26 protein-coding genes are annotated in these 26,352 nt (G+C 65.9%); 17 read left to right on the top strand and 9 right to left on the bottom strand.

Annotation, left to right across the window (positions count from 1 at the left end; all coding sequences use genetic code 11):
- Window positions 1-19: 19 nt before the first annotated feature.
- The 7 genes from IEV87_RS13385 to IEV87_RS13355 all read left to right on the top strand — a co-directional run bounded on the left by IEV87_RS13385 (window position 20) and on the right by IEV87_RS13355 (window position 7,072).
- A complete protein-coding gene (locus tag IEV87_RS13385; protein WP_188478157.1) occupies window positions 20-1,144 on the top strand; it encodes a hypothetical protein in 1,125 nt (374 codons plus the stop codon).
- Between the two features lie 67 nt (window positions 1,145-1,211).
- A complete protein-coding gene (locus IEV87_RS13380) occupies window positions 1,212-3,128 on the top strand; it encodes an AAA family ATPase (protein ID WP_188478445.1) in 1,917 nt (638 codons plus the stop codon).
- A 235-nt stretch (window positions 3,129-3,363) separates the two neighbouring features.
- Window positions 3,364-4,728 carry a DUF6638 family protein gene (locus IEV87_RS13375; RefSeq protein WP_188478156.1) on the top strand — a complete coding sequence of 455 codons (1,365 nt, stop codon included), beginning with the start codon at window positions 3,364-3,366 and terminating at the stop codon, window positions 4,726-4,728.
- Window position 4,729: 1 nt separating this feature from the next.
- Window positions 4,730-5,002, top strand: coding sequence for a hypothetical protein (locus tag IEV87_RS13370; RefSeq protein ID WP_188478155.1), 273 nt, complete (start codon window positions 4,730-4,732; stop codon window positions 5,000-5,002).
- 13 nt (window positions 5,003-5,015) lie between these two features.
- Entirely contained in the window at window positions 5,016-5,657 is a 642-nt protein-coding gene (locus tag IEV87_RS13365; RefSeq protein ID WP_188478154.1) for a DUF1523 family protein, read from the top strand.
- Window positions 5,657-6,262: a nucleoside/nucleotide kinase family protein gene (locus IEV87_RS13360; RefSeq protein ID WP_188478153.1), complete on the top strand. Its 606-nt coding sequence runs from the start codon at window positions 5,657-5,659 to the stop codon at window positions 6,260-6,262. The genes IEV87_RS13365 and IEV87_RS13360 overlap by 1 nt, the downstream gene beginning before the upstream one ends.
- Before the next feature lie 57 nt (window positions 6,263-6,319).
- Window positions 6,320-7,072, top strand: coding sequence for an SDR family NAD(P)-dependent oxidoreductase (locus IEV87_RS13355; RefSeq protein ID WP_188478152.1), 753 nt, complete (start codon window positions 6,320-6,322; stop codon window positions 7,070-7,072).
- A 9-nt stretch (window positions 7,073-7,081) separates the two neighbouring features.
- On the opposite strand, the gene IEV87_RS13350 is transcribed toward IEV87_RS13355, so the two are convergent.
- The 3 genes from IEV87_RS13350 to IEV87_RS13340 all read right to left on the bottom strand — a co-directional run bounded on the left by IEV87_RS13350 (window position 7,082) and on the right by IEV87_RS13340 (window position 8,763).
- Entirely contained in the window at window positions 7,082-7,351 is a 270-nt protein-coding gene (locus IEV87_RS13350; protein ID WP_188478151.1) for a hypothetical protein, read from the bottom strand.
- Window positions 7,348-7,872 carry a DinB family protein gene (locus IEV87_RS13345; RefSeq protein WP_229737561.1) on the bottom strand — a complete coding sequence of 175 codons (525 nt, stop codon included), beginning with the start codon at window positions 7,870-7,872 and terminating at the stop codon, window positions 7,348-7,350. The genes IEV87_RS13350 and IEV87_RS13345 overlap by 4 nt, the downstream gene beginning before the upstream one ends.
- Window positions 7,873-7,953: 81 nt before the next feature.
- On the bottom strand, window positions 7,954-8,763 hold the full coding sequence (locus tag IEV87_RS13340; RefSeq protein ID WP_188478150.1) for a division plane positioning ATPase MipZ: 810 nt from the start codon (window positions 8,761-8,763) through the stop codon (window positions 7,954-7,956).
- A 196-nt stretch (window positions 8,764-8,959) separates the two neighbouring features.
- On the opposite strand from IEV87_RS13340, the gene mutL reads away from it, so the two are divergent.
- A complete protein-coding gene (gene mutL, locus IEV87_RS13335) occupies window positions 8,960-10,810 on the top strand; it encodes a DNA mismatch repair endonuclease MutL (RefSeq protein WP_188478149.1) in 1,851 nt (616 codons plus the stop codon).
- Window positions 10,807-12,054, top strand: coding sequence for a DNA recombination protein RmuC (locus IEV87_RS13330; protein ID WP_188478148.1), 1,248 nt, complete (start codon window positions 10,807-10,809; stop codon window positions 12,052-12,054). Before mutL ends, IEV87_RS13330 begins: the two co-directional genes overlap by 4 nt.
- Window positions 12,055-12,120: 66 nt before the next feature.
- On the opposite strand, the gene IEV87_RS13325 is transcribed toward IEV87_RS13330, so the two are convergent.
- Both IEV87_RS13325 and IEV87_RS13320 read right to left on the bottom strand, forming a co-directional pair.
- Window positions 12,121-12,756: a ChrR family anti-sigma-E factor gene (locus IEV87_RS13325; protein WP_188478147.1), complete on the bottom strand. Its 636-nt coding sequence runs from the start codon at window positions 12,754-12,756 to the stop codon at window positions 12,121-12,123.
- A gap of 4 nt (window positions 12,757-12,760) precedes the next feature.
- The gene (locus IEV87_RS13320; RefSeq protein WP_229737637.1) at window positions 12,761-13,267 is read right to left on the bottom strand and encodes a sigma-70 family RNA polymerase sigma factor; all 507 of its coding nucleotides are present in this window, start codon (window positions 13,265-13,267) and stop codon (window positions 12,761-12,763) included.
- 267 nt (window positions 13,268-13,534) lie between these two features.
- On the opposite strand from IEV87_RS13320, the gene IEV87_RS13315 reads away from it, so the two are divergent.
- The 5 genes from IEV87_RS13315 to IEV87_RS13295 all read left to right on the top strand — a co-directional run bounded on the left by IEV87_RS13315 (window position 13,535) and on the right by IEV87_RS13295 (window position 18,056).
- Window positions 13,535-14,839: an NAD(P)/FAD-dependent oxidoreductase gene (locus IEV87_RS13315; protein ID WP_188478145.1), complete on the top strand. Its 1,305-nt coding sequence runs from the start codon at window positions 13,535-13,537 to the stop codon at window positions 14,837-14,839.
- A complete protein-coding gene (locus IEV87_RS13310) occupies window positions 14,836-15,597 on the top strand; it encodes a DUF1365 domain-containing protein (RefSeq protein WP_188478144.1) in 762 nt (253 codons plus the stop codon). The genes IEV87_RS13315 and IEV87_RS13310 overlap by 4 nt, the downstream gene beginning before the upstream one ends.
- Before the next feature lie 45 nt (window positions 15,598-15,642).
- On the top strand, window positions 15,643-16,374 hold the full coding sequence (locus tag IEV87_RS13305; protein ID WP_188478143.1) for an SDR family NAD(P)-dependent oxidoreductase: 732 nt from the start codon (window positions 15,643-15,645) through the stop codon (window positions 16,372-16,374).
- A 60-nt stretch (window positions 16,375-16,434) separates the two neighbouring features.
- Window positions 16,435-16,773 carry a DUF3775 domain-containing protein gene (locus tag IEV87_RS13300; protein WP_188478142.1) on the top strand — a complete coding sequence of 113 codons (339 nt, stop codon included), beginning with the start codon at window positions 16,435-16,437 and terminating at the stop codon, window positions 16,771-16,773.
- A gap of 80 nt (window positions 16,774-16,853) precedes the next feature.
- On the top strand, window positions 16,854-18,056 hold the full coding sequence (locus IEV87_RS13295; RefSeq protein ID WP_188478141.1) for a hydantoinase/carbamoylase family amidase: 1,203 nt from the start codon (window positions 16,854-16,856) through the stop codon (window positions 18,054-18,056).
- Here the strand turns inward: IEV87_RS13295 and IEV87_RS13290 are convergent.
- From IEV87_RS13290 to IEV87_RS13280, 3 genes are read right to left on the bottom strand one after another with little or no spacing between them, the layout of a single operon-like run.
- A complete protein-coding gene (locus tag IEV87_RS13290) occupies window positions 18,053-18,757 on the bottom strand; it encodes a hypothetical protein (protein ID WP_188478140.1) in 705 nt (234 codons plus the stop codon). The two genes, IEV87_RS13295 and IEV87_RS13290, sit on opposite strands and share 4 nt — an antisense overlap.
- Window positions 18,748-19,452: a response regulator transcription factor gene (locus IEV87_RS13285; RefSeq protein ID WP_188478139.1), complete on the bottom strand. Its 705-nt coding sequence runs from the start codon at window positions 19,450-19,452 to the stop codon at window positions 18,748-18,750. Before IEV87_RS13285 ends, IEV87_RS13290 begins: the two co-directional genes overlap by 10 nt.
- Window positions 19,449-21,353 carry a PAS-domain containing protein gene (locus IEV87_RS13280; RefSeq protein WP_188478138.1) on the bottom strand — a complete coding sequence of 635 codons (1,905 nt, stop codon included), beginning with the start codon at window positions 21,351-21,353 and terminating at the stop codon, window positions 19,449-19,451. Before IEV87_RS13280 ends, IEV87_RS13285 begins: the two co-directional genes overlap by 4 nt.
- Window positions 21,354-21,702: 349 nt before the next feature.
- On the opposite strand from IEV87_RS13280, the gene IEV87_RS13275 reads away from it, so the two are divergent.
- On the top strand, window positions 21,703-23,676 hold the full coding sequence (locus tag IEV87_RS13275) for an AMP-binding protein (protein ID WP_188478137.1): 1,974 nt from the start codon (window positions 21,703-21,705) through the stop codon (window positions 23,674-23,676).
- A 24-nt stretch (window positions 23,677-23,700) separates the two neighbouring features.
- Window positions 23,701-24,519, top strand: coding sequence for an ABC transporter ATP-binding protein (locus IEV87_RS13270; RefSeq protein ID WP_188478136.1), 819 nt, complete (start codon window positions 23,701-23,703; stop codon window positions 24,517-24,519).
- A gap of 22 nt (window positions 24,520-24,541) precedes the next feature.
- On the opposite strand, the gene IEV87_RS22985 is transcribed toward IEV87_RS13270, so the two are convergent.
- Window positions 24,542-25,273, bottom strand: a complete 732-nt coding sequence (locus IEV87_RS22985; protein ID WP_269902646.1) for a peptidoglycan-binding protein — start codon at window positions 25,271-25,273, stop codon at window positions 24,542-24,544.
- Between the two features lie 91 nt (window positions 25,274-25,364).
- On the opposite strand from IEV87_RS22985, the gene IEV87_RS13260 reads away from it, so the two are divergent.
- Complete coding sequence (locus IEV87_RS13260) at window positions 25,365-26,351, top strand: branched-chain amino acid ABC transporter permease (RefSeq protein WP_188478134.1); 987 nt, start codon at window positions 25,365-25,367, stop codon at window positions 26,349-26,351.
- Window position 26,352 lies beyond the last annotated feature (1 nt).

Below are 26,352 nucleotides of genomic sequence, written 5' to 3'. Positions count from 1 at the left end.
GCTACGCTAGTGTCCGCCCATGCCTGACGCCCCCGCCAACGATCACGTCGGCCTCTCCGATACCTATTCTTCGCGCCGGTATTTCCGGAAGTTCGAGGGCATCATGGCCCATCTCGCCCGCGTCGCCGGAGTGATGGAGGCGGAAAAATCGCTCTCCCGCCGCGAGACCGAGGTGCTGACCCGCCACCTCACCGCGCTGACCTTCACCTTCCGCGCCCTGTCGATGAAGTATCTGCTGACCGGGCGCGACACCGGACGCTTCTTCGGATCGCTCACCATCGATAACCACGAAAGCGGGTTTCCGGCGGCGCAGGAGCTGATGGTCATGGCCAACGACGCGCAGCAGGCCGACCGGCACCTGCGCGAGATGCCCTCCGCCGACGAACTCAAGCGCGACATGCTGGCCAAGATCATCGGCGACCTGACGATCCCGACCCGTCTGCAGTTCGCCTTGTCGCAGCGGCTTTATTACGAGGAACTGCTGCGCGGAAACCTGTTCTGGGCGCGCAATGACCCGGAGGCGATCTGGCTCGGCGACCTCGACCCGAAGCGGCGGCACTATCTGCTGCACTGGTCGGTTTATGACAGCCAGCTGAATCTGCCGGTGATCTACCTGATGGAACTGGAGGACACCGACCCGACCGCGCTGCCCCGTGACGAACGCCGCTGGCCCGAAGTGCAGGCACATCTGATGGCGCAGTCCCTGGGTGGTCTGAAGCTGTTGACCATCGCCAAGGGCTTTGACGAGGATTTCGACGAACTCCACCCCAAACGCCTGCGCCGGTTCCACATCGGCCCGATGTATTCCCACGCTTACACGCAGCAGTCCGGTCCAATTCGGGACGTTCTGGAGAATGCCGGATCGGTCGAAGGGCAGGACTGGGCGCTGGCCTGGACGGACGAGGTGCTGGTGTCGGACCGCGTCCGCACCGAGCGCGCCGGCTGGTTCGGCACCAACGAGCGCGAGATCTTCCGCATCGACCCGCTGTCGGGCGGGAACGAAACCGGGGCCAGCGAACAGACCCGCGCGATCATCCTGCCCGAACGCCCCTATCAGGTGCTTGCCGAACGCAATCCGCCGGGGTTCGCCGGCATCCGGAAATTCGTGGCTGGCCGGGGCGGCCGGGTCCTGAGCTATCGCTGATGGCGGGTGGTGTGTTGAGTATTTCTGACAAGATGAAGGGGAGGGGGCAGTGCTGACTTCGGACCTGATGGAGCTGCGCGAGGAAGAGATCGCAAGGCACCTGGACGCCGCCGTGGCCCTTCTGGACGGGTTCGACCATGCGCCCCGGGTGGCGAAGGCGGTGGCGGTTGCGGCACCGGAACGCTCTCCGGGCGTGGGCACGCGCCGCGCCTTCCGCTCGACCACACCGGGGCTGGTGACGCAGCGCACGACACGCGCCGAAGGGGTGCACCTGATCGACCGTGTATCGGCCTGCGACGCCGACGACCCGCTGATGTCGGTGCGCCAGGCGGCGGTTCTGCAGGCGCTGCGGCGGGGCCTGGCGATCGGGCTGGCGCTTGGCGAGGGGTTCGCGGAACGGACCGGGCTGGCCGATCTGAAGCGGAAGAACCTTGAGGGGGCTCTGGCAGCCGACCGCAAGGCAGAGTTTTCCGAGCTGCTGGAGGCGGAGGCGCTGATCGTGCTGCATGCCTCGGCCAATGCACTGGTCTGGCTGCTCGCCGGTCACGCTTCCGAGGTCTCCGTCGAGGTCGGGGAGGTGGAAGAATTCCTGACCGACAACGCCTCTCTCGCCCTGCACGGCGCGCTCTGGCAGCTGGATCAGGCGCTGGCGGTGCATGCGACGGGCGACGAGGAAAAGCTGGTCCCGACCGTGACCGCCTGGGCCGAGGCGCTGATGGAGAAGGCCGCGCGGCGGGCGGATGGCATGCCGCGAGTCGCCGCCTTCTCAGCCGCGTCCTGGCGGGTGGAGGCGGACGACCTGACGATCCGCGGGTTTACCCCGGCGCGGAAGGCGGGCGGACCGGCGTTGACCATGCAGTTCAAGAAACCGCATGAGGTCGTCGGCAACCACATCGCCAAGTATCAGGCGATGAAGCTGGCCAAGATGCTGATGGCCTATGATTTCGACCGGCGGCTGAATCCCTTCGCCGACCTCGGCGGCTTCATCTTCACCTTCATGGGCGACGGCGCACCGGGGACGGGGAAAACGACGCTGATCCAGATGATGGCCGGGCTGATCAACGAGTATTGCCAGAACGCGGGCTATCCCTTCCGCTACCAGAACTTCGGCATCGACAATATCGACAGCTATCAGGGCAAATCCGGCCAGAACGCCAAGGCCTTCGTGCAGAACGTACTCGACCCGTCCGTCATCGGTTTCGGCACCATCGACGACATCGACCAGATCGCAGGCAAGCGGGGCGATCGCCAGTCCTCTGCCGGGCAGCAGGAGGTGACGGCCGTCTTCATGGAGGCCTTTGCCGGGGCGAACACGGTGGTGCGCGGCAACTGCACCTTCGGCATGTTCTCCAACTACCCCGAAAACGTGGATGACGCGTTAAGGCAGCGTGCCGGGGCGCGGTTCCTTGTCGACGGGCCGCAGACGCGGGAGGACTATATCGACATCCTCGCCCTGCTCATGGGGAAGAAGCACGCTATCCCGCTTGGGGAACACGAACTTTACGCCGCGCAGGCAATCCAGAAGGCCGTCGCCGCCTCCTTCGAGGCGCACGGGAGGCCGAAGGAGGCCGGGCTGGTCGAGGTTTTCGACCGTGTGGAGGCGCAGATCGGCGGCTTCGACACGATTGCCAAGCTCGGCACCTATCTGAAGGCGATTCAGGAGGCGGACCCGAGGTTCACCGGCCGCGCGATCAAGAACATCACCGACGCCGTGAAGGTCCGGGCGATGGATTTTGAACTGCCGGACGAGTGGATGGAGCAGCCCGATCTGTTCCTGTTCAAGGGGTACGAGGAGAAGGTCGCGATGATCGAGGACCTGCGCAGGCCGATAACCGTGGAGATGGTGGTGCAGGAGATCAACCGCTACGCGGATTCGGAATTCCGCTATGCCGACAAGTCGGACGAGGTGGCCATCGAGGGAATGGTGCGGGACTTCGGCCGGCAGGAAGAGGCGAAGAGGCGGTATCTGGAGGGGAAAGGGTGATGGTTTGCGCTGCCCCCTCACCCCAACCCTCTCCCCCGTGGGGGAGAGGGGGCGACATCGGGCTGGGAGGCGCGATATCCCTCCTCCCCGGCCCTCCCCCCGTTCCGTGGGGAGGGGGCGGTACCGGAGGGACTGGCGCGACAGGGTCCCCTCTCCCCTCGGGGGAGAGGGTTAGGGAGAGGGGGCGGCGACGCATCGCGAATGAGAGGGGTCTGAGCAGACCAGCGGAGGTGGCATGCAACGCCTGATCCGCCTCGGCCTCATGTTCGGCAACCTGATCCCGGTCGACAGCCCCGCGCTGGTCGACCGGTACAACCGTGCGCTGAAACACCTCACCGGCAGGCAGACTGCCCTGACCGATTTCCACATCGACATCTCCGGCTTTTCCCCCGAGGTGGGGGACGAACTCGACGACCCGCTGTACCTCAACGAAAACGGCTGCAACCGGCAGTTCATCCTGCTGACCACGGGGCAGAAGACCGCACCGCTGCTGAACACCTCGTTCTCCACCTCGCGTGGGATCCTTCGGCAGTTCATCGAGGAGAACGAGGCGCAGCTTTTCGCCCTCACCGCCCGCGATGCCGTGGCGGGGGAACTGCTGAACTCCGTCTTCTCCGTCACCAACCCCGACCGGCTGAATGACATCCGCAGGATCGAGGTGGAGGCCGACACCACCACCGGTCTTGTCCGCGACGCCGAAAAGCTTGGCCAGCTGTCGGACCGCTTCCTGACGGAGGAGGACGGCTGGTTTGACGATGTGCTCATCGCCGAGATGATCACCATGGCGAAGTCCACCGGCGACGTGACGCGCAACCCGGTGCGGCTGAAGAAGATGGTGTTCGAGCAGGAGAACTTCTGGACCGCGCATTTCGGCGGGTCCTACCTCTTCCGCTCCACCGCCACGCCCACGGTCATCACCGGGGAGCCGGACAAGATGGAAGCCGCGGGCCTTGGCGCGGTGATCGCGAAGGGGCATGTGAACAAGCTGGCGCGCTTCCTCACCGACAACGCGCTGGTCGAACCGATCGTGAAGGCGCGCGGCATCGACGCCTCGGCCATCCTGCGCCAGAAGATGGATTTCATCGTCGTGGATGCAGCCCAGGGGGCCGGCATGGACCTGACCGGCGCGACACGGCGCGACATCCGAATGCTGGCCCGCCGCCACGCCGACGACCTGCCCGAGGAATACCACGCGCTGCGCCGCCTCGTCGCCTGGGCGGAGGACGGGGGGGAGTGGCCGCGCATCACCTCGGACCACCCGGCCTATTTCTACACGCTCCGCGCCAGTGCCCATAAGGACACGGACCTTGTGAACATGCTGCTCGCCGAACTGACGCCCAAGGACGTGCGCCAGCTGTTCATCTGCCACAAGGAGCTGTTCTACAGGCTCTACGCCACGTGGACCGAGACCAAGAAAAGCTACGTCGCGGACTTCCTCGCCACCGAATACGCGGTCGACAAGGCGGGCACCCGTGCCGCGCTGTTCGGCCATGAGCCGGCGATGGAGCCGCCCCCGCCGCCCCCGCCGCCCGCCGCGCCGAAGGACGACCTGATCGCCCGAGTCGGTCCCTGGGGCGCGGTCCGGAAGGAAAGGACATGACATGATCGCGCTCGCCCGCCTGTTCCTGCTGCTTTTCGTGCTGCTGACGGTGCTTTACGTGTCGCTGTCGATCTGGTCGCGCCGCACGCGCCGCCGCAAGCTTGGCGAGGACTTCGACGAGGGCGACCGCGAATATGGCGACATCCGCGACGCCTATGTCCGCAAGGGGCTGGAAGACTACGACGACAGCTTCCGCCGGCGACTGATTTTGCTGGTCTATGTGGTCCCGGTTGTCGTGATCGCCTATATCATCTACGTCGTGAACTACACCTGAGGGGACGGGACGCATGAAATACATCAAGTGGACCTTCTGGATCCTCATCGCGCTGACCGTGGGTGCCTTCCTGCACTACACCCTGCCGCAGCACGACATCGTTCGGATCACCGACACCTATGAAAAACGGGTGGATTTCGGCGAGAACTCTCTCTTCTGGGCGAAAGAGGACATCGGTACCGCGACCGGCCAGATCAACCGGGATGTCTTTTTCATCCAGACGGTGAAGAAGAACGGCAAGCCGCTGGTCTACCGGAACGAGGATACCGGCTGGAGCTGGCCGCCCTATTTCAAGTTCGACACCTCCAACCTGCAGGCACAGGCCAGCGATCTGCGCTCCACCGGGGACAATCCGAGATGGGTGCGCGTGACGCATTACGGCTGGCGCATCACCTTCTGGACCATCTTCCCGAACGCCATCGCCATGAAGCCGGTGGATGACCCCGACGCCTTCTACATCCCCTGGCTCAACATCATCATCCTGACCGTACTGTTCGCGATTTTCTGGGCGATCAGGGTGCGCTGGATCCGCTTCCGCGAACGCCGCATCGACCCGCTGGTCGAGGACGTTGACGAAGGCTGGGACAGCCTGACCGACTCTGCCCGCGAACGCCGGGGCCGCCTGTCACGCTGGTTCGCCAGCTGGCGGCGATAGTGGAAACCACCCTCCGCAAGCTGAACGACCGCCTTTCGGATCTGCCGTACCGTTCTGTCGTCGCCGTCGCCGGCCCGCCCGGCGCAGGCAAGTCGACGCTGGCCGAGGGTCTGGTGCTGGCCCAGGATGATGCGGCCCTGCTGCCGATGGACGGGTTCCACTTTGACGATGCGGTGCTGCGCGACCGCGGGCGGTTGCCGTGGAAGGGCGCGCCCGACACGTTCGACGTCGGCGGGCTGCTTTCCGCCCTGAAGCGCCTGCGGGACGGAGAGGACGCGGTTGCCGTGCCCGTCTTCGACCGCGATCTCGAAATCTCGCGCGGGGCGGCGCGGATCATTCCACGGCGGACAAGGCTGATCGTGGTAGAGGGCAACTACCTCCTGCTCGACCGCACGCCCTGGCAGAGCCTGGCGACCTTCTTCGACCTCACAGTCATGATCGACGTGCCGGAGGACGTGCTGCGCGACCGTCTCACCGCCCGCTGGCAGCACCACGGCCTGACGGAGGAGCAGATCGCCCGCAAGCTCGACGAAAACGACCTGCCGAACGGGCGCACCGTGCGCGACGAAAGCCGCGGCGCGGACCTGATCCTGCGGCAGGGCTGACCCTTTCCCCCGCCCGCGATCCGGCGCATCCTGCACCTGTCACGAACGGAGGATGACATGACCCGATCAACCGCCATCGTCACCGGGGCCGCACGCGGCATCGGGCTGGCCACCACCGACCTGTTTCTCGCCGAAGGCCGCCGCGTCGTCATGGTCGACCGCGATGCGGACGAACTCGCCGCCGTCGCCGAAGCCCGGACCAACGTCCTGCCGGTGACCTGCGACGTGTCGGACCCCGCCGCCGTCGCCGCCATGGCCGAAGCCGCGCTGACCGACCTCGGAGAGGTGCATGCCCTTGTCAACAACGCCGGCGTGGCCGATTTCGGCCCGATCGACGACTGTTCCTTTGACACATGGCGCAGGGTCATGGCGACCAATCTGGACGGGGTCTTCCTGTGTTCACAGGCGCTGGCCCCCGCGCTGAAGGCTGCGAAGGGCGCGGTCGTCAACATCGCCTCCATCTCCGGGCTGCGCGCCTCGACCCTGCGGGTGGCCTACGGCACCTCCAAGGCGGCGGTGATCCACCTGACGCAGCAGCAGGCGGCCGAATGGGGCGAACACGGGGTGCGCGTGAACTGCGTCTGCCCCGGCCCTGTGCGGACCAAGCTGGCCATGGCCGTGCACACGCAGGACATCATCGACGCCTATCACGATGCCATCCCCTTGAACCGCTATGGGTCCGAGCGGGAGATCGCGGAGGTGATCGCCTTTCTCTGCTCGGACCGGGCGAGCTATGTCACCGGCCAGCACATCGCGGCGGATGGCGGGTTCGAAAGCACCGGGGTGGGTCTGCCCGCGCTACGCAAATAGCCGCTGCCGTCAGATGAACAGGGGGCCGAGCGGGATCACAAGCATCAGTGCCAGCGTCGCAAGGATCAGCCTCTGCCGGTCCTTGCGCAACAGGCGGCCGCGGGCGAAATCGACGAACACCGCATAGGTCTGCGCCATCCCGATCGGCCCCTGTCCCGCCGCCCCGCGCCGCTGAACCGCGATCTCCGTCAGCCGGAACAGGATACGGAAGGCAAGCACGGTCCAGCCGAGGAACAGCAGCGCCTCGACGGTGAGGTAGAGGATCGTAAGCGCCGTCATGTTGCGCCGGACCAGTAGGCACGGGCGGAGGGCGCGCGGCCGTCCTCGAGAAAGAACTCGTCCAGCTGAGGCGGCGCGAGTCCGGCGTGCTGAAGCTGCACATGCGCCTGGCCCCTGTGGTGGACCTGATGCTGGAACAGGTGGAGCAGCAGCATGTCCACCCGCTCGGTCACGTCAGGATCATGCTGTCTTGCGGTCCGCACGCGGCGGGAGAGCTGCGCGTCCGACAATGCGGAACAGTACCGCGCGAGCCGCAGATCGGCCTCCGCCTGCGCCGCCGCCAGCGCCGCAACCGTGGTGAGCGGCGTGCGGTCATAGACCGACCGACCCCGCCCGCCCTCTTCCAGCGCATCGATGTAATAGAGATCCACTGCGTGGATATGATCCATCGTGGCGGCGAGAGAGGGGAAAAAGCCCGGCCGCTCCGCCATCATCGCGGTCTCGTCCAGCGGGGACATGGCCGCGTAGAGCGTCGCATTGGCCCATGCGTTGTTGAGCGCCATCCGGTGATAGGGTGTCATCCGCCCTCCTGCTGCGCCGGCTCCGGCTGCGGGAGCCTCCGGCGAGAGTATTTTGGGCAAGATGAAGCGGTTTGTCAGCGACTAAAAGCTGACCGTAACGCCGGGCAGGTTCAGCGCCTTGATGAGATCCCGCAGCTCTTGCCGCGCGGCGACGTTGGAGATGTTGAGCTGTTGGACGCCGATGTCCTTGAGGTCGAGCAGCGTCAGCCCGCGCGGGAACAGTTCGCGGAAAATCACCCGTTCGTTGAACCCCGGCACGATGCGGAACCCGATCCGCTTGGACAGCCGCTCCAGCGCCTTTTCCATCTTCGCCTTGTTCACCATCTGCTGCGCGCCGAGCCGGTTGCGCAGCACCACCCAGTCGATCGGCTTCAGCCCGGCCTGCGCACGCAGTTGCCGCGCGTTCCAGACCATTTCGGAATAGACCGAAGGGCCGAGGATCTTTTCACCGTCATTGTCGACATGGGCCAGCAGGTCGAAGTCGATGAAGCTGTCGTTCAGCGGCGTGATCAGCGTGTCGGCCAGCGAATGCGCGACCTGGCTGAGCCGTGTGTGCGAGCCGGGGCAGTCGATCAGAATGAAATCGGCCTCCGCATCCAGCTGCGACACGGCGGCGGACAACGCGTGGTCGTACTGGCTTTCACCCGGCTGAAGCTGCGACCTGTCGACCTCGGGAAGTTCGAGATAGGCGGGGGAGGGCAGGTCAAGCCCTTCCTTCGCAAGGAACTTTGTCCGGTTGTCGATGTACCGCCCGAGTGTCTTCTGGCGCAGGTCGAGGTCCAACGTTGCGACCCGGTGGCCCATGCGCGACAGGGCGGTGGCCACATGCATCGACACGGTGGATTTCCCCGCGCCGCCCTTTTCGTTCCCGACAACGATAATATGCGCCATGCCCGTGTCCCCTTGGCCCGGCTTTTGCCGGTGCTTTCGTGGGCGCTACTATATGTTGGGTCCTGCCTCAAGAAAAGAGTCGCCCTCCGCATGCGGGGGTTTTTCCCGGCGTCGTTGCGGATCTGCCTGTGGTTCTGCTTGTCCCGAGCCGCGAATGCCATGGTCGAATCGCGGGGCGCATGCTAGGTCTGGGGGCATGCTTCAGACCAACCCCAAGATAAGCGGTAATCAGCCCGTCATCCGACAACTCGACGAGGCCGCGATCAATCGTATCGCTGCCGGTGAGGTGGTCGAACGCCCGGCCTCCGCCGTCAAGGAACTGGTGGAGAACGCGCTGGACGCCGGAGCTTCCCGGATCGAGGTGACGGTGGCCGATGGCGGCAAGACCCTGATCCGCGTGCGCGACGACGGATGCGGCATCCCCGCCGACGCCCTGCCGCTGGCACTCGCGCGGCACGCGACGTCCAAGATCGACGGGTCGGATCTGCTCAACATCCACACCTTCGGCTTCCGAGGAGAGGCGCTGCCTTCCCTCGGCGCGGTCGGCCGGCTGCGGATCACCTCCCGCGTGGCGGGGGAGGCCGCGACGGAGATCGCGGTCAACGGCGGGCGGATGGAGCCGGTGCGCCCTGCCGCCCTGTCCCCCGGTACGCAGGTAGAGCTGCGCGATCTCTTCTACGCCACCCCGGCCCGGCTGAAGTTCCTGCGCACCGACCGGGCCGAGGCGCAGGCCGTCACCGACATCGTCAAGCGCCTTGCCATGGCCGAACCCCATGTCGGCTTCACCCTGCGCGATGCCACCGGCGGAGGCGAGGGTCGGGTGGTCTTCCGCGCCGATCCCGAGAGCGGCGACATGTTCGACGCGCTGCACGGTCGGCTGGCCACGGTGCTGGGGCGGGAGTTCGCGGACAACGCGATTCCAGTCGATGCGGAGCGCGAGGGGCTGCGCATGACCGGCTATGCGGCCCTGCCGACCTATTCGCGCGGCGCGGCGGTGGCGCAGTTCCTTTTCGTCAACGGGCGTCCCGTGCGGGACAAGCTGCTGACCGGGGCCCTGCGCGCGGCCTACATGGACGTCCTGAGCCGCGACCGGCATCCGGCGGCGGCGATCTTTGTCTCATGCGATCCGGTACTCGTGGACGTGAACGTGCACCCCGCGAAGTCCGAGGTGCGCTTCCGCGATCCCGGTACCGCGCGCGGTCTGGTGGTGACCGGACTGCGGCACGCGCTGGCGGGCGCGGGGCATCGTGCCTCGACAACCGTGGCCGGGGCGACCCTTGGTGCGATGCGGCCCGAACCGGCGGGACCGGCGCGGGTCTACCAGATGGACCGTCCGTCAGGTCAGGCCCGGGCGGAGGCGTATCGGGCTCAGGCCCCGGAGGTCTTCGACGGCTTTGCCGATCAGCCCTCGGCCCGGTTCGAACCTGTCGTGACAGAAGAGACTGTCGCGTCTGAACGGCTGGAATCCTTTCCCCTTGGTGCCGCGCGCGCGCAGGTGCACGAGAATTACATCATCGCCCAGACCGATCGGGGCATGGTGCTGGTCGACCAGCACGCGGCGCACGAACGTCTGGTCTATGAACGGCTCAAGACCCAGATGGCGGGGACGGGCGTCGCTGCGCAGGCCTTGCTGATCCCCGAGATCGTGGAGCTTTCGGCGAGCGATTGCGCGCGTCTGGAAGAGGTCGCGGACGATCTTTCTACCCTTGGTCTCACCATTGAACCGTTCGGAGGGTCGGCAGTCGCGGTGCGCGAGACCCCTTCAATCCTGGGCGAAGTCGATGCCAGGGCGCTGGTTCTGGACATTCTGGACGAACTGACCGACGCCGGGGACAGCACCGCGCTGAAGTCCCGCATCGACGCGATCCTGTCCCGGGTGGCCTGCCACGGCTCCATCCGTTCGGGCCGACGGATGCGGGTCGAAGAGATGAACGCCCTCCTGCGCGAGATGGAGGCGACTCCGCTCTCCGGGCAGTGCAACCACGGGCGGCCCACCTATGTAGAATTGAAACTGTCGGACATCGAACGCCTGTTCGGGAGGACATGATGCAGATCGGTGCCGTCACGCTTGACCTCAACGATCCGCTGACGCTGGCCGCGCTGGCCGGCGGCGTGCTTGCCCTGCTGATCGTGATCCTGCTGATCCTCGCCTTGCGGGGGGTTGCACGGTCCGCCCGTGCCGCCGAACCGCTGATCTACCAGATGGATCAGCTTGGCCGCGCGGTCGAGGGGCTGGGGCGCGGACAGGAACAGCTGACCGGGGGCCTGACCTCTGTCTCCAACGCACAGGCGACAGGCCAGGCGCAGGTCCTTTCGGCGATGGAAACCCGCCTCGCCGCCGTCCAGCAGCAGATGAGCGACCGTCTGCACGAGAATGCCATGCGCTCTGCCCGTGCACTGTCCGACATGCAGGAACAGGTGAACAAGCAGCTGTCGGGCGGGTCCGAGAAAACGACGAAGAGCCTTGCAGAACTTCAGACCCGGCTGGCCGCAATCGACAAGGCGCAGGAAAACATCACCCGGCTTTCGGGCGATGTTCTGTCGCTTCAGGACATTCTGTCGAACAAGCAGACCCGCGGGGCCTTCGGGGAAATCCAGCTGACCGACATCGTCTCCAAGGCGCTGCCAAAGGACAGCTATTCCCTGCAGCAGACCCTGAACAACGGCAAGCGCGCGGACTGCCTGATCCACCTGCCGAACCCGCCGGGCCCGATCGTGATCGACGCGAAGTTCCCTCTGGAGGCGTACGAGGCCCTGCGCAACGCCGCCTCCGACGGTGAGGCGCGGGCGGCGGCTCAGGCCTTCCGCACCTCGGTCCGGGCGCATGTCAAGGCGATCTCCGAGAAATACATCATCGAGGGAGAGACCGCCGACGGTGCGCTGATGTTCCTCCCATCCGAAGCCGTCTACGCCGAACTGCACGCCAATTTCCCCGAACTGGTACGCGAGGGGTTCGCGGCGCGGGTCTGGATCGTCTCCCCCACAACCTGCATGGCCACCCTGAACACCATGCGCGCGATCCTTAAGGACGCCCGGATGCGCGAACAGGCAGGCGCGATCCGCAATACGCTGAAGCTGCTGCATCGGGATGTCGAGATCGTGGTGGAGCGGGTGCAGAAGCTGGACACCCACTTCAACCAGGCGCGCGCGGACCTGGACGGCATCGGCACGGCGGCGGAGCGGGCAGGCAAACGCGCCGCCCGGTTGGACAATTTCGATTTCGAGGACCTCGCGCCGGACGCCATCGAGGATGCCGGTGCCACGGTTGCGCGGCTGACCCGGCGGGACTGACCGGTCAAAGACGAACGGCCGCGGGGCTCTGCCCCGCACCCCGGAGTATTTCGGGCAAGATGAAGGTCAGATCTTCAGGAACGGCTGCAGCAGGCGCGGAATCAGCGAGGTGAAGCGCAACGGTGCGTCGGTCGCGGCGAGGCAGATGCAATCCGCACCGATGTCCGCCACGGGCATGTGTTCGAGATCCTGATCCGCGACCTCAACGTCACCCCGCACGAAGCGGTCGGTTTCATCCGCAAATGCACCCTGCAGGACGAGAGTCAGCTCCATGCCGCGATGGCCGTGATCCGGGACGGCCGCGCCCGCCGGAATGAACAGCAGCCGGGCGGAGGCGGACTCTGAAGTCGGCAGGATCGCCTGTTTCACGCCACCGCCAACCGACCGCCAGCGGATCGCGTCGACGTCGCCGCCGACATAACTGCGCAGCGGGGCGGGGAGGGCACCCGGAGCCGCCGGGCGCACAGGTTCCGGCGCACGGGTGTCGAGCCGCGCCAGCGCGGAATCCAGGCCGCCCGTTGACATCGCGACGCCTGCCTCTTCCAGCAGCGCGCCGCCGATCTCCTCGTACGCGGCGAGGGTAGCGCGGCAGTCGTCGCACATCGACAGATGGCTGGCGACGACGAGGTTGAACGCCTCCGGCAGGGTGCCGGCGGCATACCCCATGAGCAGCTGTTCCGTCAGGTGATGCTTGATGGTCATTCTCTCACCCCATTGCATGGCGCAGCTTGTCCAGCGCCAGCCGTATCCTTGACTTGATCGTGCCGAGCGGCAGCCCGGTCACATCCGCGATCTCCCGGTGCGAGAGGTCGCCGAAATAACACTTCTCGATCAGCTCGCGCTGCGCCTCGGGCAGACCCTTCAGCGCGACGCCAAGCCGGTCGCTTTCCTGTTGCAGCACCAGCCCGTCTTCCTGGGCCGTCTCCGGTTCGGGCCCCCATCCCAGGTCTTCGGGTTCGGGCCGCCGGTCGCGCCGGGCCAGGTCGATCCGTCGGTTACGGGCGATGGTGAAGACCCAGGTGGCGACGCTGGCGCGGGCGGGATCGTAGAGATGCGCCTTGTTCCACACCGTCACCATCACATCCTGCGCACAGTCCTCTGCCACCGCCGGGTCAGAACCCGCCCGGATCAGGAACCCCTTCACCCTCGGCGCGAAATGACCGAACAGCCGGGCAAACGCCGCCCGGTCGCGCTGATCGCGCACGCGGAGCATGTCGCTGATCAGAATGGCCTTCTCCGTCTCCTCCGGCGGTGTTTCCGTCACGCGCGCCTTCCCCCTCGTTCCGGTCCGAGGCCTAGCACGGGCAACGGACACAGGCGAGGCGCGATCCGGGGTATCTGCGATCTGCTGCAACATGACCTTGATACGCGGTCCTGATCGCTCCGGATCAGCGGGGCCGCGAAATATTTTCGCCGCGATGCATCCGCTGCGCGCTCGCCGCCGTATCTGTCTGTGAAACGCCGAAAAAAGGGTCCCTGAATGCCATTCGAAGCCATCCCGCCTCTCCGTCGCCGCATCGCCGTGGTGGGCGGAGGCATCTCCGGCCTCGGAGCGGCGCGCCTGCTGTCCGCCACCCGTGATGTGACCCTGTTCGAGGCGGAGCCGCGTCTTGGTGGCCATGCCCGGACCCTGATGGCCGGCAAGCGCGGGGACCAGCCGGTCGATACCGGTTTCATCGTCTTCAACAAGGTGAACTACCCCCTGCTGACCGCGATGTTCGACGACCTCGGCGTGCCGGTGGCCAAGTCTGACATGAGCTTCGGCGCCTCTGTCCGGGGCGGTCGGATGGAATACGGGCTGACCAACCTGCGCGCGGTCTTCGCCCAGCTTCGCAACGCCGCGAGCCCCCGCTTCCTCGGCATGCTGCGCGACGTGATGCGGTTCAATGCGCGGGCACTGGACACCTCCCAGACGCCGGGCATGACCATCGGCGGGCTGCTGGAGGCGCTTGGTACCGGAGTATGGTTCCGGGATTACTACCTGCTGCCGCTTTCCGGGGCGATCTGGTCCACCCCGAAGGAGAAGATCCTCGATTTTCCCGCCGATGCAATGATCCGCTTCTTCGAGAACCACGCCCTGCTGAGCCACACCGGCCAGCATCAGTGGTACACGGTGCAGGGCGGGTCGGTGCAATATGTGGACCGGGTTGCCGCCGCCCTGACCCGCGATGGCGTGTCCATCCGTGCGGGTACGCCGGTTCAGGCGGTCCGCCGCACGCTGACCGGCCCCGAGATCCGGACCGGCGGCCACGGCTGGGAAAGCTTCGACGAGGTGGTGCTCGCAACCCATTCCGACATCACGCTCCGCCTGCTCACCGATCCGACGGTCGAAGAAGCAGCGGCGCTTGGCGACATTCGCTATCAGCCCAACCGGGTGGTGCTGCACTGCGACGACGCCGTCATGCCGCGCTCGCGCCTCGCCTGGTCGTCGTGGAACTACCGGGAGGGTGCCGGGAAGACGGGCGACTCCATCGACCTGACCTACTGGATGAACCGCCTTCAGCCGATCCCGAAGGACGACCCGATGTTCGTCACCCTGAACGCCACCCGCCGCATCGATCCGGCGAAAGTCTATGATGAGGTCACCCTGCATCATCCCGTTTACGACCTCGCGGCGCTGCGGGCCCAGAAGGACATGGCGCGGATCAACGGGCGCAACGACACCTGGTTCTGCGGCGCCTGGATGCGCAACGGCTTCCACGAAGACGGGCTGGCAAGCGCGGCCGACGTCGTGAACGCCATTCAGCGGCGGGAACGGCGCAGCCCGGCGCTGGCGGCGGAATGACTGTCCCCGCGCCCCAGATGCTGCGCGGCCATACCTGGCACGGCCGCAAGGGCGCACAGCGCAACGCCTTTCGCTACGGTGTGGATTACGTGCTGATCGACGCGGAGGATACGGAAAGCCCGACGCCGCTATTCGCCCGCAACGCCCGCGCCTTCGCCGCAGTGCATGACAAGGATCACGGCGGACCGCCGGGGCGGGGGCGCGGCGCGGCCTGGATACGGGATGTGCTGAAGGCGCGCGGCCTGCCCGACCCGCATCGCATCCGCCTGCTGACCCAGCCCCGGATCCTCGGCCATGTCTTCAATCCGGTGTCCTTCTGGCTCTGTGACGGGACGGACGGCACGCCGTGGTGCATCATCGCGGAGGTCACCAACACTTTCGGCGACCGCCACGCCTATCTCTGCCGTCACGACAATCTTGGCCCGATCACCCGCGACCGGGACCTGCAGGCCGCGAAGCTGATGCATGTCTCGCCCTTCCAGCCGACGGAGGGGACCTACCGCTTCCGCTTCGACATCGCCGGCGACAGGATCGGCATCCGGATCGACTATGACCGCGACGGGGGCGGGGTCGTCGCCACCCTGACCGGCGCGCTGATCCCGATGACCACCCGCGCGCTGCTTACCGCATTCCTGCGCCGCCCCTTCGGGTCCCTGCGCGTATTGGCGCTGATCCACTGGCAGGCGCTGAAGCTGAAACTGGGCGGCGCACGCTATCGCAGCCGTCCGCCGGCCCCCGCGCAGGACGTGTCGGGCTGAGGAACCCCGCCGCGCGGGCGACGTTGACCATGAAAGGAGACAGGCATGCGGGACTGGCAGGGTAGGACTTATTGGCTGATCGGGGCCAGCGACGGGCTGGGCGCAGCCCTGGCCCGGCAGATGAGCCGCGCCGGTGTGCATCTGATCCTGTCCGCCCGGTCCGAAGACGCGCTTGCGAAACTGGCTGCCGACCTGCCAGGCCCCGCCCGTGTCCTGCCGCTTGACGTGACCGACAGCGATGCCGTCACCCGCGCCGCGGTGGAAGCGGGAGAGATCGACGGCATGGTCTATCTCGCCGGGGCCTACTGGCCTTTCGGTGCGAAAGACTGGAATGCCGAGCAGGCCGAAACCATGGGGGATGTGAACTTCCTCGGCTCCCTGCGCGCCGTAGGAGCCGTCCTGCCCGGAATGCAGGCGCGGGGGCACGGGCATATCGTTCTGACCGGATCGCTCACCGCCTACGGCGGCCTGCCCGGCGCCGCCCCTTACGTCGCCACCAAGGCGGGCATCATGGCGCTTGCCGAAAGCCTGCGCTGCGACCTGCGGCGGACGGACATCGATGTGCAGCTTCTCAACCCCGGCTACATCCGCACCCGGCTGACTGCGAAGAACGACTTCGCCATGCCCGGAATGATGGAGCCGGAGGACGCCGCCCGCATCTGCTTTGAACACATGAACTCGGACAGCTTTTCGCGCGCCTTCCCGACATGGTTCTCGTTCCTGTTTCGGGGCGCGCGGTTTTTGCCGGGATGGCTCTATTTCCGCCTGTTTGCGTAAGATCAAGGCCGCGCCCGCGACCTCCGCGCAGACTGGACCTGTCAGCAAGGAGAGACGAACATGGCCGAAGACAGTCTTGAGATAGCAACCGACAAGGTGGCGCAGGTGATCCTGATGGCACGCGAACTGGACCGGGCCGAACCGGAACTGCGCGCCTTCATCGACGACATGACGGAAGAGGAGGCGCAGAGCCTTGTTGCACTTATGTGGATCGGGCGCGGCACCTTCGACGCCGACGATCTGGAGGAAGCGCTGCGCACCGCGCGGGACGAGGCCGACCACTCCGCCGCGGATTACCTGCTCGGTTCGCCACACCTCTCCGACCATCTCGAAAACGGACTCGACGCGCTTGGCCTGTCGGCCGGCGAGGACGAGGACGACCTGATCCGGGGCGGCTGACCGCCTTGACCTTCCTCGGGGGCTTGATACGCTGGACGGAGAATTTATCACGATAAATTCCGCCAGCCGAAAGGACCCTCATGCTGCCCGTCAATCCCGAACGGTTCCTGGCCGATCTGCACCACCTGCGCAGCTTCGGTGCCTCCGGCGTCCTGAAAGGCGTTGTCCGACCCGCCTTCTCCGACCCCGACATCGCCGCCCGCAAGTGGCTGGCGCAGCAATATGCGGAGGCTGGCCTGACCACGCAGTTCGACCCCGTGGGCACGGTCTGGGGCCTGGCGGAGGGGCGCTCCCTGCTTGTCGGCTCCCACTCCGACAGCCAGCCCGAGGGCGGCTGGCTCGACGGCGCGCTTGGCGTGATCTGCGGGCTGGAACTGGCCCGCGCGGGGGCGGAGGCCGGTGTGCCGATCTCGGCCGTTTCCTTCCAGGACGAGGAGGGGCGCTTCGGGGTGACCACCGGCAGCCGGGTCTGGGGCGGTTTCACCTCGCTCGACGACGCCGACAGGCTGACCGACACCTCCGGCACCACCTTCGCCGAGGCACGCGCCCGCATGGCAGACCTCGCCGGTGACTTCCCGGACCCAAAGCGGTTCCTTGGCTTCCTCGAATGCCACATCGAACAGGGCCCCTGGCTCGACAAGGCGGGGGAGGCGGCGGGCATCGTGACGTCGATCGTCGGCATCCGCGACATGCGCATCACCTTCCATGGGCAGCAGAACCACGCCGGGACAACACCCATGCACCTGCGCCGGGATGCCTATCGCGGGATGCTGGCCTACCAGCAGAAGATCATCGACCGCTTCCGCAACGTGGTGGTTCCCGAAACGGTATGGACGACCGGCCACGTCGAACTCTACCCCGGTTCCCACTCCATCGTTCCGGGCCGCTGCACCTTCTCGATGCAGTGGCGGGACGGCGACCGCGACCGGTTGGAACGGATGGAGGAAATCATCCGCGAGGCCATCGCCGAAACCGCCGAAGAGCTGGGCCTCACCGCCGAAACCACCGGAATGCTCGCCCTCGATCCAGTCCCGATGGACCCCGCCTTCCGCAAGGCGCTCGAAACGGGGGCCGAGGCCGTCGCCCCCGGCCGCTGGCGCTCCATGCCTTCCGGCGCCCTGCACGACGCGACTTCCGTCGCTGCCCACTTGCCGGTCTCGATGCTGTTCGTCCCGTCGATCAACGGCATCAGCCATGCGTTCGAGGAGGATACGGCGGAAGAGGATCTCGTCGCGGGCCTCAGGATCATGGCCCACGCGGCGGAGAGGATGGCGGGAGCCTAGAACTCCAGCCGCCCGGCCAGTGCCATGAGCGCTCCGGCGGTTTCGGTGCCCATGATCGCCGGGTGCAGGTGGCTGCCGTCAATATGCTCCACCGGCCAGCCGAATTTCTCCGCCTCGCGGGCGGCGTGGTCGTAGAAGTGCGACAGACGCAGGTAGGCGGTCGGAATGCCGCTGCGGTCAGGCAGGTCTAGCCGCTGGTCCAGCCAGCCGGTCGGGAACTGGCGTTCCTCTCCGCGCAGCACTTCCACCAGATCGGGGCGCAGCCGGGCAAGGGGGCCGAGGCCGAGCGGTTCCGCCATGTCGTCCGGCCACCAGTCCGACCAGCGCGGCAGGGCCTCTGGCCCCGTCCGCCCTTTCAACAGGGAGGTCACCCGCTCCGGCAGGATGGGGCAGGGGCCCTTTTCCGCCGGAATCTCACCGTCCATCAGGATCAGTGCCGATGCCCCGACCTGTGGGGCGAGCCACGCCGCAAGCACCGTCCCGGCGGAATAGCCCACCACAACCGGAGCCGGGTCGCGCGGGACAACCGGCAGCATCGACAGGGCCCAGTCGTCCAGCGAGGGCAGGGCGTCGGGATGGGCAGCATGGGGATCAGGCTCCGTCACCAGGGCGCCGGCGGCGCGCAGCGCCTCCGCCGTGTCCAGCATGGAACTGCGCCCGACAAACGGCCCGGTGACCAGCACGACATGGCTCAGCTCCATTTCACGTCTCCCAGAAAGATATAACCCGCCCCGTATATGGTCTTGATCAGCCGGGGATTCTTTGGGTCCTCGCGCAGTTTTGTCCGGAGCCGGGAAATCCGCACATCCATCGCCCGGTCAAAGCTGTCGCCCGCCGCCCCGCCAAGTGTTTCCTGCATCATCGCGCGAGAGATCAGGCGTTTCGGACGTTCCAGAAACAGCCGAAGAACCTCTCCCTCGGCGTGGGAAAAGGGCACTTCCTCCCCCGCCGCATCTTCAAGCACGAAACTGTCGAACCGCGCTATCCAGCCTTCGAAATGCGCCACTTCGGACGTTTCTGCCGCCGCCCGACCGCGCCGCAGCCGGGCGCGCACCCGCGCGACGACCTCGGCCGGATCGAAGGGCTTGATGATGTAGTCGTCCGCGCCCAGTTCAAGCCCCGTTACCCGGTCCTGCACCTGCGCCCGGCCCGAGATGATGACAACCGTCGCCCCCTTTTCCAGCGCCAGCCGGTGAATCAGCGTCAGCCCGTCCCGGTCCGGCAGCGACAGGTCCAGGAGGCAGAGGTCCGGGGTGATCGACTGAAGCGCCGCCTCGAATTCGGTCGCGCGGGAAAAGCCCATGGTGCGATAGCCGGCCTCTTCCAGCGCGGCGGACAGCATCGACCGGATCTCGGGCTCGTCGTCGAGGATCGTGACAAGGGGGCTGTCGGTCATTGCGGCAGGGCTCCGGAACTCAGAAGGTGCGACAGGGTCACAGCGTCGAAAGGTTTGCGCAAGACCGGCGTGCGCTGTGCTGCCTGCAGGTGCAGCGGATGATCCGGCCGGAGCGAGGTCATCATGTAACAGGGCGGCGCATCCTCGGGCAAGCTGTCGAACAGGTCGATGCCGGTCAGCGATCCCTCCAGCGTGATGTCCGACAGGATCAGCGTCAGGCCGGGCACGGCGGCGACCAGTGACCGGGCTTCCTCCACGCTGGCGGCCTCGATCACCGAATAGCCCTCTGCCCGCAGCAGACGGCGCACGGTCTGGCGCAGATCGGGGCTGTCTTCTACCAGCAGGGCGAGGCCGGGGGCGGCGGCGGCCTGTGCCGGGCGCCACGGCAGCTGCAGCGTCACCACACCGCCGCCGCGCGGCCCGTTGCCGATCTTCATCCGCCCGCCGACCGTCTGGGTCATGTCATAGACCATCGACAGTCCAAGCCCGGTCCCCGCGTCCCCCTTGGTCGTGAAGAACGGGTCCAGCGCATGGGCCAGCGCCGCGTCCGAAAAGCCGGATCCGTCATCGCTCACCGTCAGCTCCAGCCAGGTGTCTTTGAGGTTGCGCGCGCGCAGCACCACCGTGCCGCTCCCGTCCACCGCATGCCCGGCGTTCAGCAGCAGGTTCAACAAGCTGTCCTGCAGCAGCGCCACGTCCAGCATCAGCCGTGCGTTGCCGGTGTCGTCCCTGATCTCCAGTGTCACCCCGGCGCCGAGCGTCGGCGCCGTCAGCGTGGCGAGATCGCCCAGAACCTCCGCGATATCCACCGGCGCCGGAGAAGGCCGCCGCTCGGCGGTCATGTTCGCGAGCCCGTTCAGCAGGTCGCCCCCGCGCCGCGCCGCCGCCATGGTCGCCCCGACCAGCCGCTCGGCCTCGGGGCCAAGCGACATCGCCTCCAGCCGAGACTGCATGCCGAGGATGATCGTCAGAAGGTTGGAAAAATCATGCGCCATCCCGCTGGTCACCTGCGCCGCAAGCTGCCGACGCCGCGACTGCGCCAGTGCCGCGCGGGTCTGCGATTCCTCCGTCACGTCGGTCGACATGATATAAGCTCCGCCTTCGCCATCCGGGGTCAGGGCGGTCCGGATCCGGCGGGAGCTCAGCGCATCGGTGAATTCGAAGGCCGCGCTCTTTCCATCGAAGGCGCCGTCCACATAGGTCCGCACCGCGCCGTAGGCCTGCGCACCCAGAACGTCGGCCATATGCATCCCGAGGATGTTTGTCGGCCGCCCCGGCATGATCGTGGACAGCCGCCGGTTGGAATAGGTGTAGACCCGCTCCGCCGAGATATGCGCGATGTGGGCCGGCATCATTTCGGTCGTCAGCCGGATCCGCGCTTCCATCTGGGTCAGTTCGCCCCGTGCCTCCTCCAGCGCCGCATTGGTGGCCTGCAGTTTGCGGTTGGCCGCGGCGAGGTCCTCCGCATGGTTCAGGAGCTGGTCCGACAGTTCCTCCGACCGGCTGCGCAGAAGATCCTCCTGTCGCTTGATGTCGGTGATGTCGGTATAGACCGTGACCCATCCCCCCTGCGGCAACGGAGACCCTTCGACCGAAATCACCCGCCCGTTCGACCGGGGCCGTTCGAAGTAGTGCGGCACGAAGGCCTGTGCCTGCGCTACCCGTTCCGCCACCATCGCGTCGACGTCGCCGGGGGGACCGTATTCGCCCGAAACGACAAGGTGCCGGATCGTGTCGTCGAACCGCGCCCCAGGTTTCGTCAGTGCGGAGGGAAGGGAAAACATCTGCACGAACTGCCGGTTACACAGCACCAGCCGCAGGTCCTCGTCATAGATCGACAGGGCCTGCTGGATCAGGTTCAGCCCCGCGCGGGTCAGGCTGTCGCGTGCCGCGAAGTCCATCGTGGTCTCCGGATGTGTCAGGGGGAGGGTGTAGCATCGGCAAGGGGGGCGGGAAAGAAGCGGTGTGCTGGCGGGGGTGGTGGGTTTGGAAACCCACCCTGCATCTGTATTCTGCCGCAATTCCCTCACCGCGGTTCCCTACGGCCTGACCGAAGGACCCTGGGCCCGCGGTTGACAGCTTCGCGGTGGCCCGGCCGTTCCACCGACCCATTGTTACAATTCGTTAGATTCCCGAAATGATGCCGAAAGACTTCCCGGCGAGTCCTTGATGACATTCCGGTAACGGAAGGATTCGCCCGAGAGCGGCGGACCGGCGTGAGGAGACGCCGGACAAGGGAGGGGAAAACGTATGGCAACTGCGTCCACCGGCGCGGGTGAATTCGTGTCGATACCGGCACTGCTTGACCGCAACGCCGCTGAATTCGGAACGAAGGCCGCCTACCGCGAAAAGGAATTCGGGATCTGGCAGACCTGGTCCTGGTCCGAAACGCGCGACGAAATCCGCAACCTCGCCCTCGGGCTCATCAACCTCGGCGTCAACAAGGGCGACTTTATCGCGATCATCGGGTCGAACCGACCGCATCTCTACTGGTCCGTCGTTGCGGCCGAGATGGTTGGCGCGATCCCCGTCCCGGTCTACCAGGACAGCGCGGCCGAGGAGATGGCCTATGTGCTGGACCACTGCGGCGCGCGTTTCGTCATCGCCGAGGATCAGGAGCAGGTCGACAAGGTCATCGAGGTGCAGGAAACGCTTCAACAGTTCGAACAGCTCATCTACCTCGACCCGCGCGGCCTGCGCAAATACGACCATTCCCGCCTGCACGCCTACACCCATGTGCAGGAAGAGGGCCACGCCATGCGCGATGAACTGACGGCAGAGCTCGACCGCCGCCAGGCCGCAATCACCTACGACGACACCTGCGTTATGCTCTACACCTCCGGCACCACCGGCAAGCCCAAGGGCGTGGTGCTGTCCAACCGCAACATCATCGAAACCTCCATCGCCTCCTCGGACTTCGACAGCCTGAACCGGGGGGACGAGGTGCTGGCCTATCTGCCGATGGCCTGGGTCGGCGACTTCATCTTTTCCATCGGGCAGGCCTACTGGACCGGCTTCTGCGTCAACTGCCCGGAAAGCGAGGAAACGCTTCTGGGCGACCTGCGCGAGATCGGGCCGACCTACTACTTCGCCCCGCCCCGCGTGTTCGAGACCCAGCTCACCACCGTCATGATCCGGATGGAGGACGCAACCCGGATGAAGAAGTGGCTGTTCAAGACCTTCATGGATCACGCCAAGCGGGTCGGCCCCGCGATCCTCGACGGCAAGTCCGTCGGTGCCTGGGACCGGTTCAAGTACATGCTCGGCGGCCTGTTCATCTACGGCCCGCTCAAGAACACGCTCGGCCTCAGCCGCGTGCGCGTCGGCTACACGGCGGGGGAAGCGATCGGGCCGGAAATCTTCCAGTTCTACCGCTCCCTCGGGATCAACCTGAAACAGCTCTACGGCCAGACCGAAGCCTCCGTCTTCATCACGCAGCAGCCGGATGGAGAGGTCCGTGCGGATACCGTCGGCGTGCCCTCGCCCAAGGTCGAGGTCAAGATCGGCGAGACCGGGGAGGTCTTCTACCGCTCTCCCGGCGTCTTCGTCGAATATTACAAGAACGCGGAAAGCACCGCCTCAACCAAGGACGCGGAGGGCTGGGTGGCCACCGGCGACGCGGGCTTTTTCGAACCCGACACCGGCCACCTGCGCATCATCGACCGTGCCAAGGACGTGGGCAAGATGGCCGACGGGTCGATGTTCGCGCCCAAATACGTGGAGAACAAGCTAAAGTTCTACCCGAACATCCTCGAGGCCGTGGTCTTCGGCAATGGCCGCGACCGCTGCACCGCCTTCATCAACATCGACCTGTCGGCAGTCGGCAACTGGGCGGAGCGCCACAACATCGCCTATTCGTCCTACCAGGAACTCGCCGGGCATCCGCAGGTTGTCGCCGCCATTCAAGCGCATGTGGAAGAGGTCAACGCCTCCGTCGCCGCGGACGAGATGCTCTCGGGCTGCCAGATCCACCGCTTCCTGATCCTGCACAAGGAACTGGACGCCGATGACGGCGAAATGACCCGCACCCGCAAGGTCCGCCGCCGCATCATCGAGGAGAAATACCACGACCTCATCACCGCGCTCTACGACGGGTCCGAGCGGATCTCGACCAGGACCGAGGTGACATATGAGGACGGCCGCAAGGGCTACATCTCGGCCACGCTGGAAATCCGTGATGCGAAGACCGTGCCGGTGACGACGCAGAAGGTGGCGGCGGAATGACCCGCGCAGGACAGGAGGCTCCCCATGCTTGACCAGACCGAAGGCTATGTGACCGCCGACGGCCGCCAGATCGGCCCCGTGGTCATGGAGATGAAGAACATTACCCTGCGCTTCGGCGGTGTGGTGGCGATCAAGGACATCTCCTTCGACATTCGGGAGGGAGAGATCCGCGCGATCATCGGCCCGAACGGCGCGGGCAAGTCCTCCATGCTCAACGTCATCTCGGGCTTCTACGTCCCGCAGGAGGGCGAGGTGCTCTACAAGGGCAAGCCGCGTCCGCCGATGAAACCCTACGAGGTCGCGCGTCAGGGCATCGCCCGAACCTTCCAGAACATCGCGCTGTTCGAAGGCATGACCGTGCTCGACAACGTCATGACCGGGCGGCTGAACCACATGAAATCCAACATGCTGGCGCAGGCGATCTGGAAGGGGAAGGCGGAACGCGAAGAGGTCGCCAACCGCGAGGTGGTCGAGAAGGTCATCGACTTTCTCGAAATCCAGAACATCCGGAAAACCCCGGTGTCACGCCTGCCCTACGGTCTGAAGAAACGGGTCGAACTGGCCCGCGCGCTGGCCGCCGAACCGTCGCTTCTGCTGCTGGACGAACCCATGGCCGGTATGAACGTCGAAGAAAAGGAGGACATGTCCCGCTTCATCCTCGACGTGAACGACGAATTCGGCACCACTATCGCCCTGATCGAACACGACATGGGGGTGGTGATGGACCTCTCCGACCGGGTGGTCGTGATGGATTACGGTAAAAAGATCGGCGACGGCACCCCGGATGAGGTGCGCAACAACCAAGACGTCATCGACGCCTATCTCGGCGTGGCACATGACTGACCGCGCCCGCGATAAAACGGGCTCAGAGCCGTTCGAACACCCGGTAGGTGCGCGTCGGAACCTCCTGCATCCAGGTGTCGTAGCGTTCCCAGCTGATCTTGCCGATATTGGGCGCCCAGGGGTCCAGTACCTTGACGAAGGTGCCCGAGCCAGTCGGATTGCCGTCGCTGCGTACGCCGGCGACCACCACCATGTGCCCCGGAGAAGCACTTCCCGCCGCGTATTCGTCCGCCTTCCACAGCATGTCCAGCATGATCGGACCGCGCCGGATCAACGCCACGAAAGCGGGCGTGCCCCAGGACATCGGCGCGTAACAGCGCAGCCCGTGAACCATGCCGTACTTGGTCCCCGTGACGATCGCCTGATCGGAGCCGGAGCTGTTCTTCAGCCCGCCGCTTGCGCCGATCATGTCGGGCGGGGTCTTGGCAATCACCGCGGGCACGTTGGACTTGGTCATCATCGCGGTGGACGCGGCCCAGCAGGTCGTGTTGGTCGGCTGCGGGATATGCGTGACCTGATGCTCGATCTCGACAATGGGCGAGGGGCGGTCAAGTTCCGCATGGGTCTTGGGGCCGACGATCCCGTCCGCGACCAGCTTGCGCGCCTTCTGGAACGCGACAACCGCCGCCTTGGTCTTCGGTCCGAAGATTCCGTCCGCCACAAGCAGCGGCGTCGGGTTCTGCCGGATATTCACCTTGATCTGGACGGAGGCCACGACCGGCCCCCTCGATCCTGTCATCACAGTCTGTGCCATGGGGTCGGCGTCCTTTCCTCGGAAGGGTGCTGGCGTGACAATACGTGCCGCCCTGAGTCGCCTCAATTGCAAATGAACGGAGCACCGGGACATGCCTGATCAGCTTCTCTTCGGAATGGAAGTCTTCCTGAACGGTCTTATGGCCGGGGTGCTTTACGCCCTCGTCGCGCTCGGCTTCGTGCTGATCTACAAGGCGTCGGGGATCTTCAACTACGCGCAGGGGGTCATGGCGCTGTTCGCCGCGCTGACCCTCGTCGGGATCATGGAGGGGCAGGTGCCCTTCGCCCATCTCATCAACGCGGTCTTCGGGACAGAGGTGCATCACTTCGGCTGGCACTTCCCCGCGCTGGTCGGGATCATCCTGACCGTCGCCGTGATGGTCGGGCTGGCCTGGCTGGTCAACACGCTCATCATGAAGCATCTGGTGAACCAGGAACCGATCATCCTGTTCATGGCGACCATCGGCCTCGCCTATTTCATGGAGGGTCTGGGCGACCTGATGTGGGGTGCCGACATCAAGAAGCTCGACGTCGGCCTGCCGCAGGGGATCAACGGGGTGATCGACGACTTCACCTTCAACCTGTTCGGTTACGGCTTCTTCATCGACAACCTCGATCTCTGGGCGACGGCGATTGCCATCATCCTCGTGATCGCGCTGATGCTCTTCTCCCAGTACACCAAGCAGGGCCGCGCCCTGCGCGCCGTGGCCGACGACCATCAGGCCGCACTGTCGGTCGGAATCTCGCTCAACTTCATCTGGGTGCTGGTCTGGTCCATCGCGGGCTTCGTCGCGCTGGTCGCGGGCATCATGTGGGGCGCGAAGTCCGGGGTACAGTTCTCGCTCTCCCTGATCGCGCTCAAGGCCCTGCCGGTTCTGATGCTGGGCGGGTTCACTTCCATCCCCGGCGCCATCGTCGGCGGGCTCATCATCGGCGTGGGCGAAAAGATGTTCGAATTCCTCATCGGCCCGCTGGTCGGCGGCGCGACCGAGAACTGGTTCGCCTATGTCCTCGCGCTTCTCTTCCTCGTCTTCCGGCCGCAGGGCCTGTTCGGCGAGAAGATCATCGAGAGGGTTTGAC

It is taken from the genome of Primorskyibacter flagellatus, assembly GCF_014638275.1.
Lineage (GTDB): Bacteria > Pseudomonadota > Alphaproteobacteria > Rhodobacterales > Rhodobacteraceae > Pseudooceanicola > Pseudooceanicola flagellatus_A.
This window is presented reverse-complemented; position numbering and strand designations above follow the sequence as displayed.

Bases quoted from the DNA above. Each gene is read 5' to 3' on its own strand.
- IEV87_RS13385 (WP_188478157.1), top strand. From the start codon at position 20: ATGCCTGACGCCCCCGCCAACGATCACGTCGGCCTCTCCGATACCTAT.
- IEV87_RS13380 (WP_188478445.1), top strand. From the start codon at position 1,212: ATGGAGCTGCGCGAGGAAGAGATCGCAAGGCACCTGGACGCCGCCGTG.
- IEV87_RS13375 (WP_188478156.1), top strand. From the start codon at position 3,364: ATGCAACGCCTGATCCGCCTCGGCCTCATGTTCGGCAACCTGATCCCG.
- IEV87_RS13370 (WP_188478155.1), top strand. From the start codon at position 4,730: ATGATCGCGCTCGCCCGCCTGTTCCTGCTGCTTTTCGTGCTGCTGACG.
- IEV87_RS13365 (WP_188478154.1), top strand. From the start codon at position 5,016: ATGAAATACATCAAGTGGACCTTCTGGATCCTCATCGCGCTGACCGTG.
- IEV87_RS13355 (WP_188478152.1), top strand. From the start codon at position 6,320: ATGACCCGATCAACCGCCATCGTCACCGGGGCCGCACGCGGCATCGGG.
- IEV87_RS13350 (WP_188478151.1), bottom strand. From the start codon at position 7,351: ATGACGGCGCTTACGATCCTCTACCTCACCGTCGAGGCGCTGCTGTTC.
- IEV87_RS13345 (WP_229737561.1), bottom strand. From the start codon at position 7,872: ATGACACCCTATCACCGGATGGCGCTCAACAACGCATGGGCCAATGCG.
- IEV87_RS13340 (WP_188478150.1), bottom strand. From the start codon at position 8,763: ATGGCGCATATTATCGTTGTCGGGAACGAAAAGGGCGGCGCGGGGAAA.
- mutL (WP_188478149.1), top strand. From the start codon at position 8,960: ATGCTTCAGACCAACCCCAAGATAAGCGGTAATCAGCCCGTCATCCGA.
- IEV87_RS13330 (WP_188478148.1), top strand. From the start codon at position 10,807: ATGATGCAGATCGGTGCCGTCACGCTTGACCTCAACGATCCGCTGACG.
- IEV87_RS13325 (WP_188478147.1), bottom strand. From the start codon at position 12,756: ATGACCATCAAGCATCACCTGACGGAACAGCTGCTCATGGGGTATGCC.
- IEV87_RS13320 (WP_229737637.1), bottom strand. From the start codon at position 13,267: ATGCTCCGCGTGCGCGATCAGCGCGACCGGGCGGCGTTTGCCCGGCTG.
- IEV87_RS13315 (WP_188478145.1), top strand. From the start codon at position 13,535: ATGCCATTCGAAGCCATCCCGCCTCTCCGTCGCCGCATCGCCGTGGTG.
- IEV87_RS13310 (WP_188478144.1), top strand. From the start codon at position 14,836: ATGACTGTCCCCGCGCCCCAGATGCTGCGCGGCCATACCTGGCACGGC.
- IEV87_RS13305 (WP_188478143.1), top strand. From the start codon at position 15,643: ATGCGGGACTGGCAGGGTAGGACTTATTGGCTGATCGGGGCCAGCGAC.
- IEV87_RS13300 (WP_188478142.1), top strand. From the start codon at position 16,435: ATGGCCGAAGACAGTCTTGAGATAGCAACCGACAAGGTGGCGCAGGTG.
- IEV87_RS13295 (WP_188478141.1), top strand. From the start codon at position 16,854: ATGCTGCCCGTCAATCCCGAACGGTTCCTGGCCGATCTGCACCACCTG.
- IEV87_RS13290 (WP_188478140.1), bottom strand. From the start codon at position 18,757: ATGGAGCTGAGCCATGTCGTGCTGGTCACCGGGCCGTTTGTCGGGCGC.
- IEV87_RS13285 (WP_188478139.1), bottom strand. From the start codon at position 19,452: ATGACCGACAGCCCCCTTGTCACGATCCTCGACGACGAGCCCGAGATC.
- IEV87_RS13280 (WP_188478138.1), bottom strand. From the start codon at position 21,353: ATGGACTTCGCGGCACGCGACAGCCTGACCCGCGCGGGGCTGAACCTG.
- IEV87_RS13275 (WP_188478137.1), top strand. From the start codon at position 21,703: ATGGCAACTGCGTCCACCGGCGCGGGTGAATTCGTGTCGATACCGGCA.
- IEV87_RS13270 (WP_188478136.1), top strand. From the start codon at position 23,701: ATGCTTGACCAGACCGAAGGCTATGTGACCGCCGACGGCCGCCAGATC.
- IEV87_RS22985 (WP_269902646.1), bottom strand. From the start codon at position 25,273: ATGGCACAGACTGTGATGACAGGATCGAGGGGGCCGGTCGTGGCCTCC.
- IEV87_RS13260 (WP_188478134.1), top strand. From the start codon at position 25,365: ATGCCTGATCAGCTTCTCTTCGGAATGGAAGTCTTCCTGAACGGTCTT.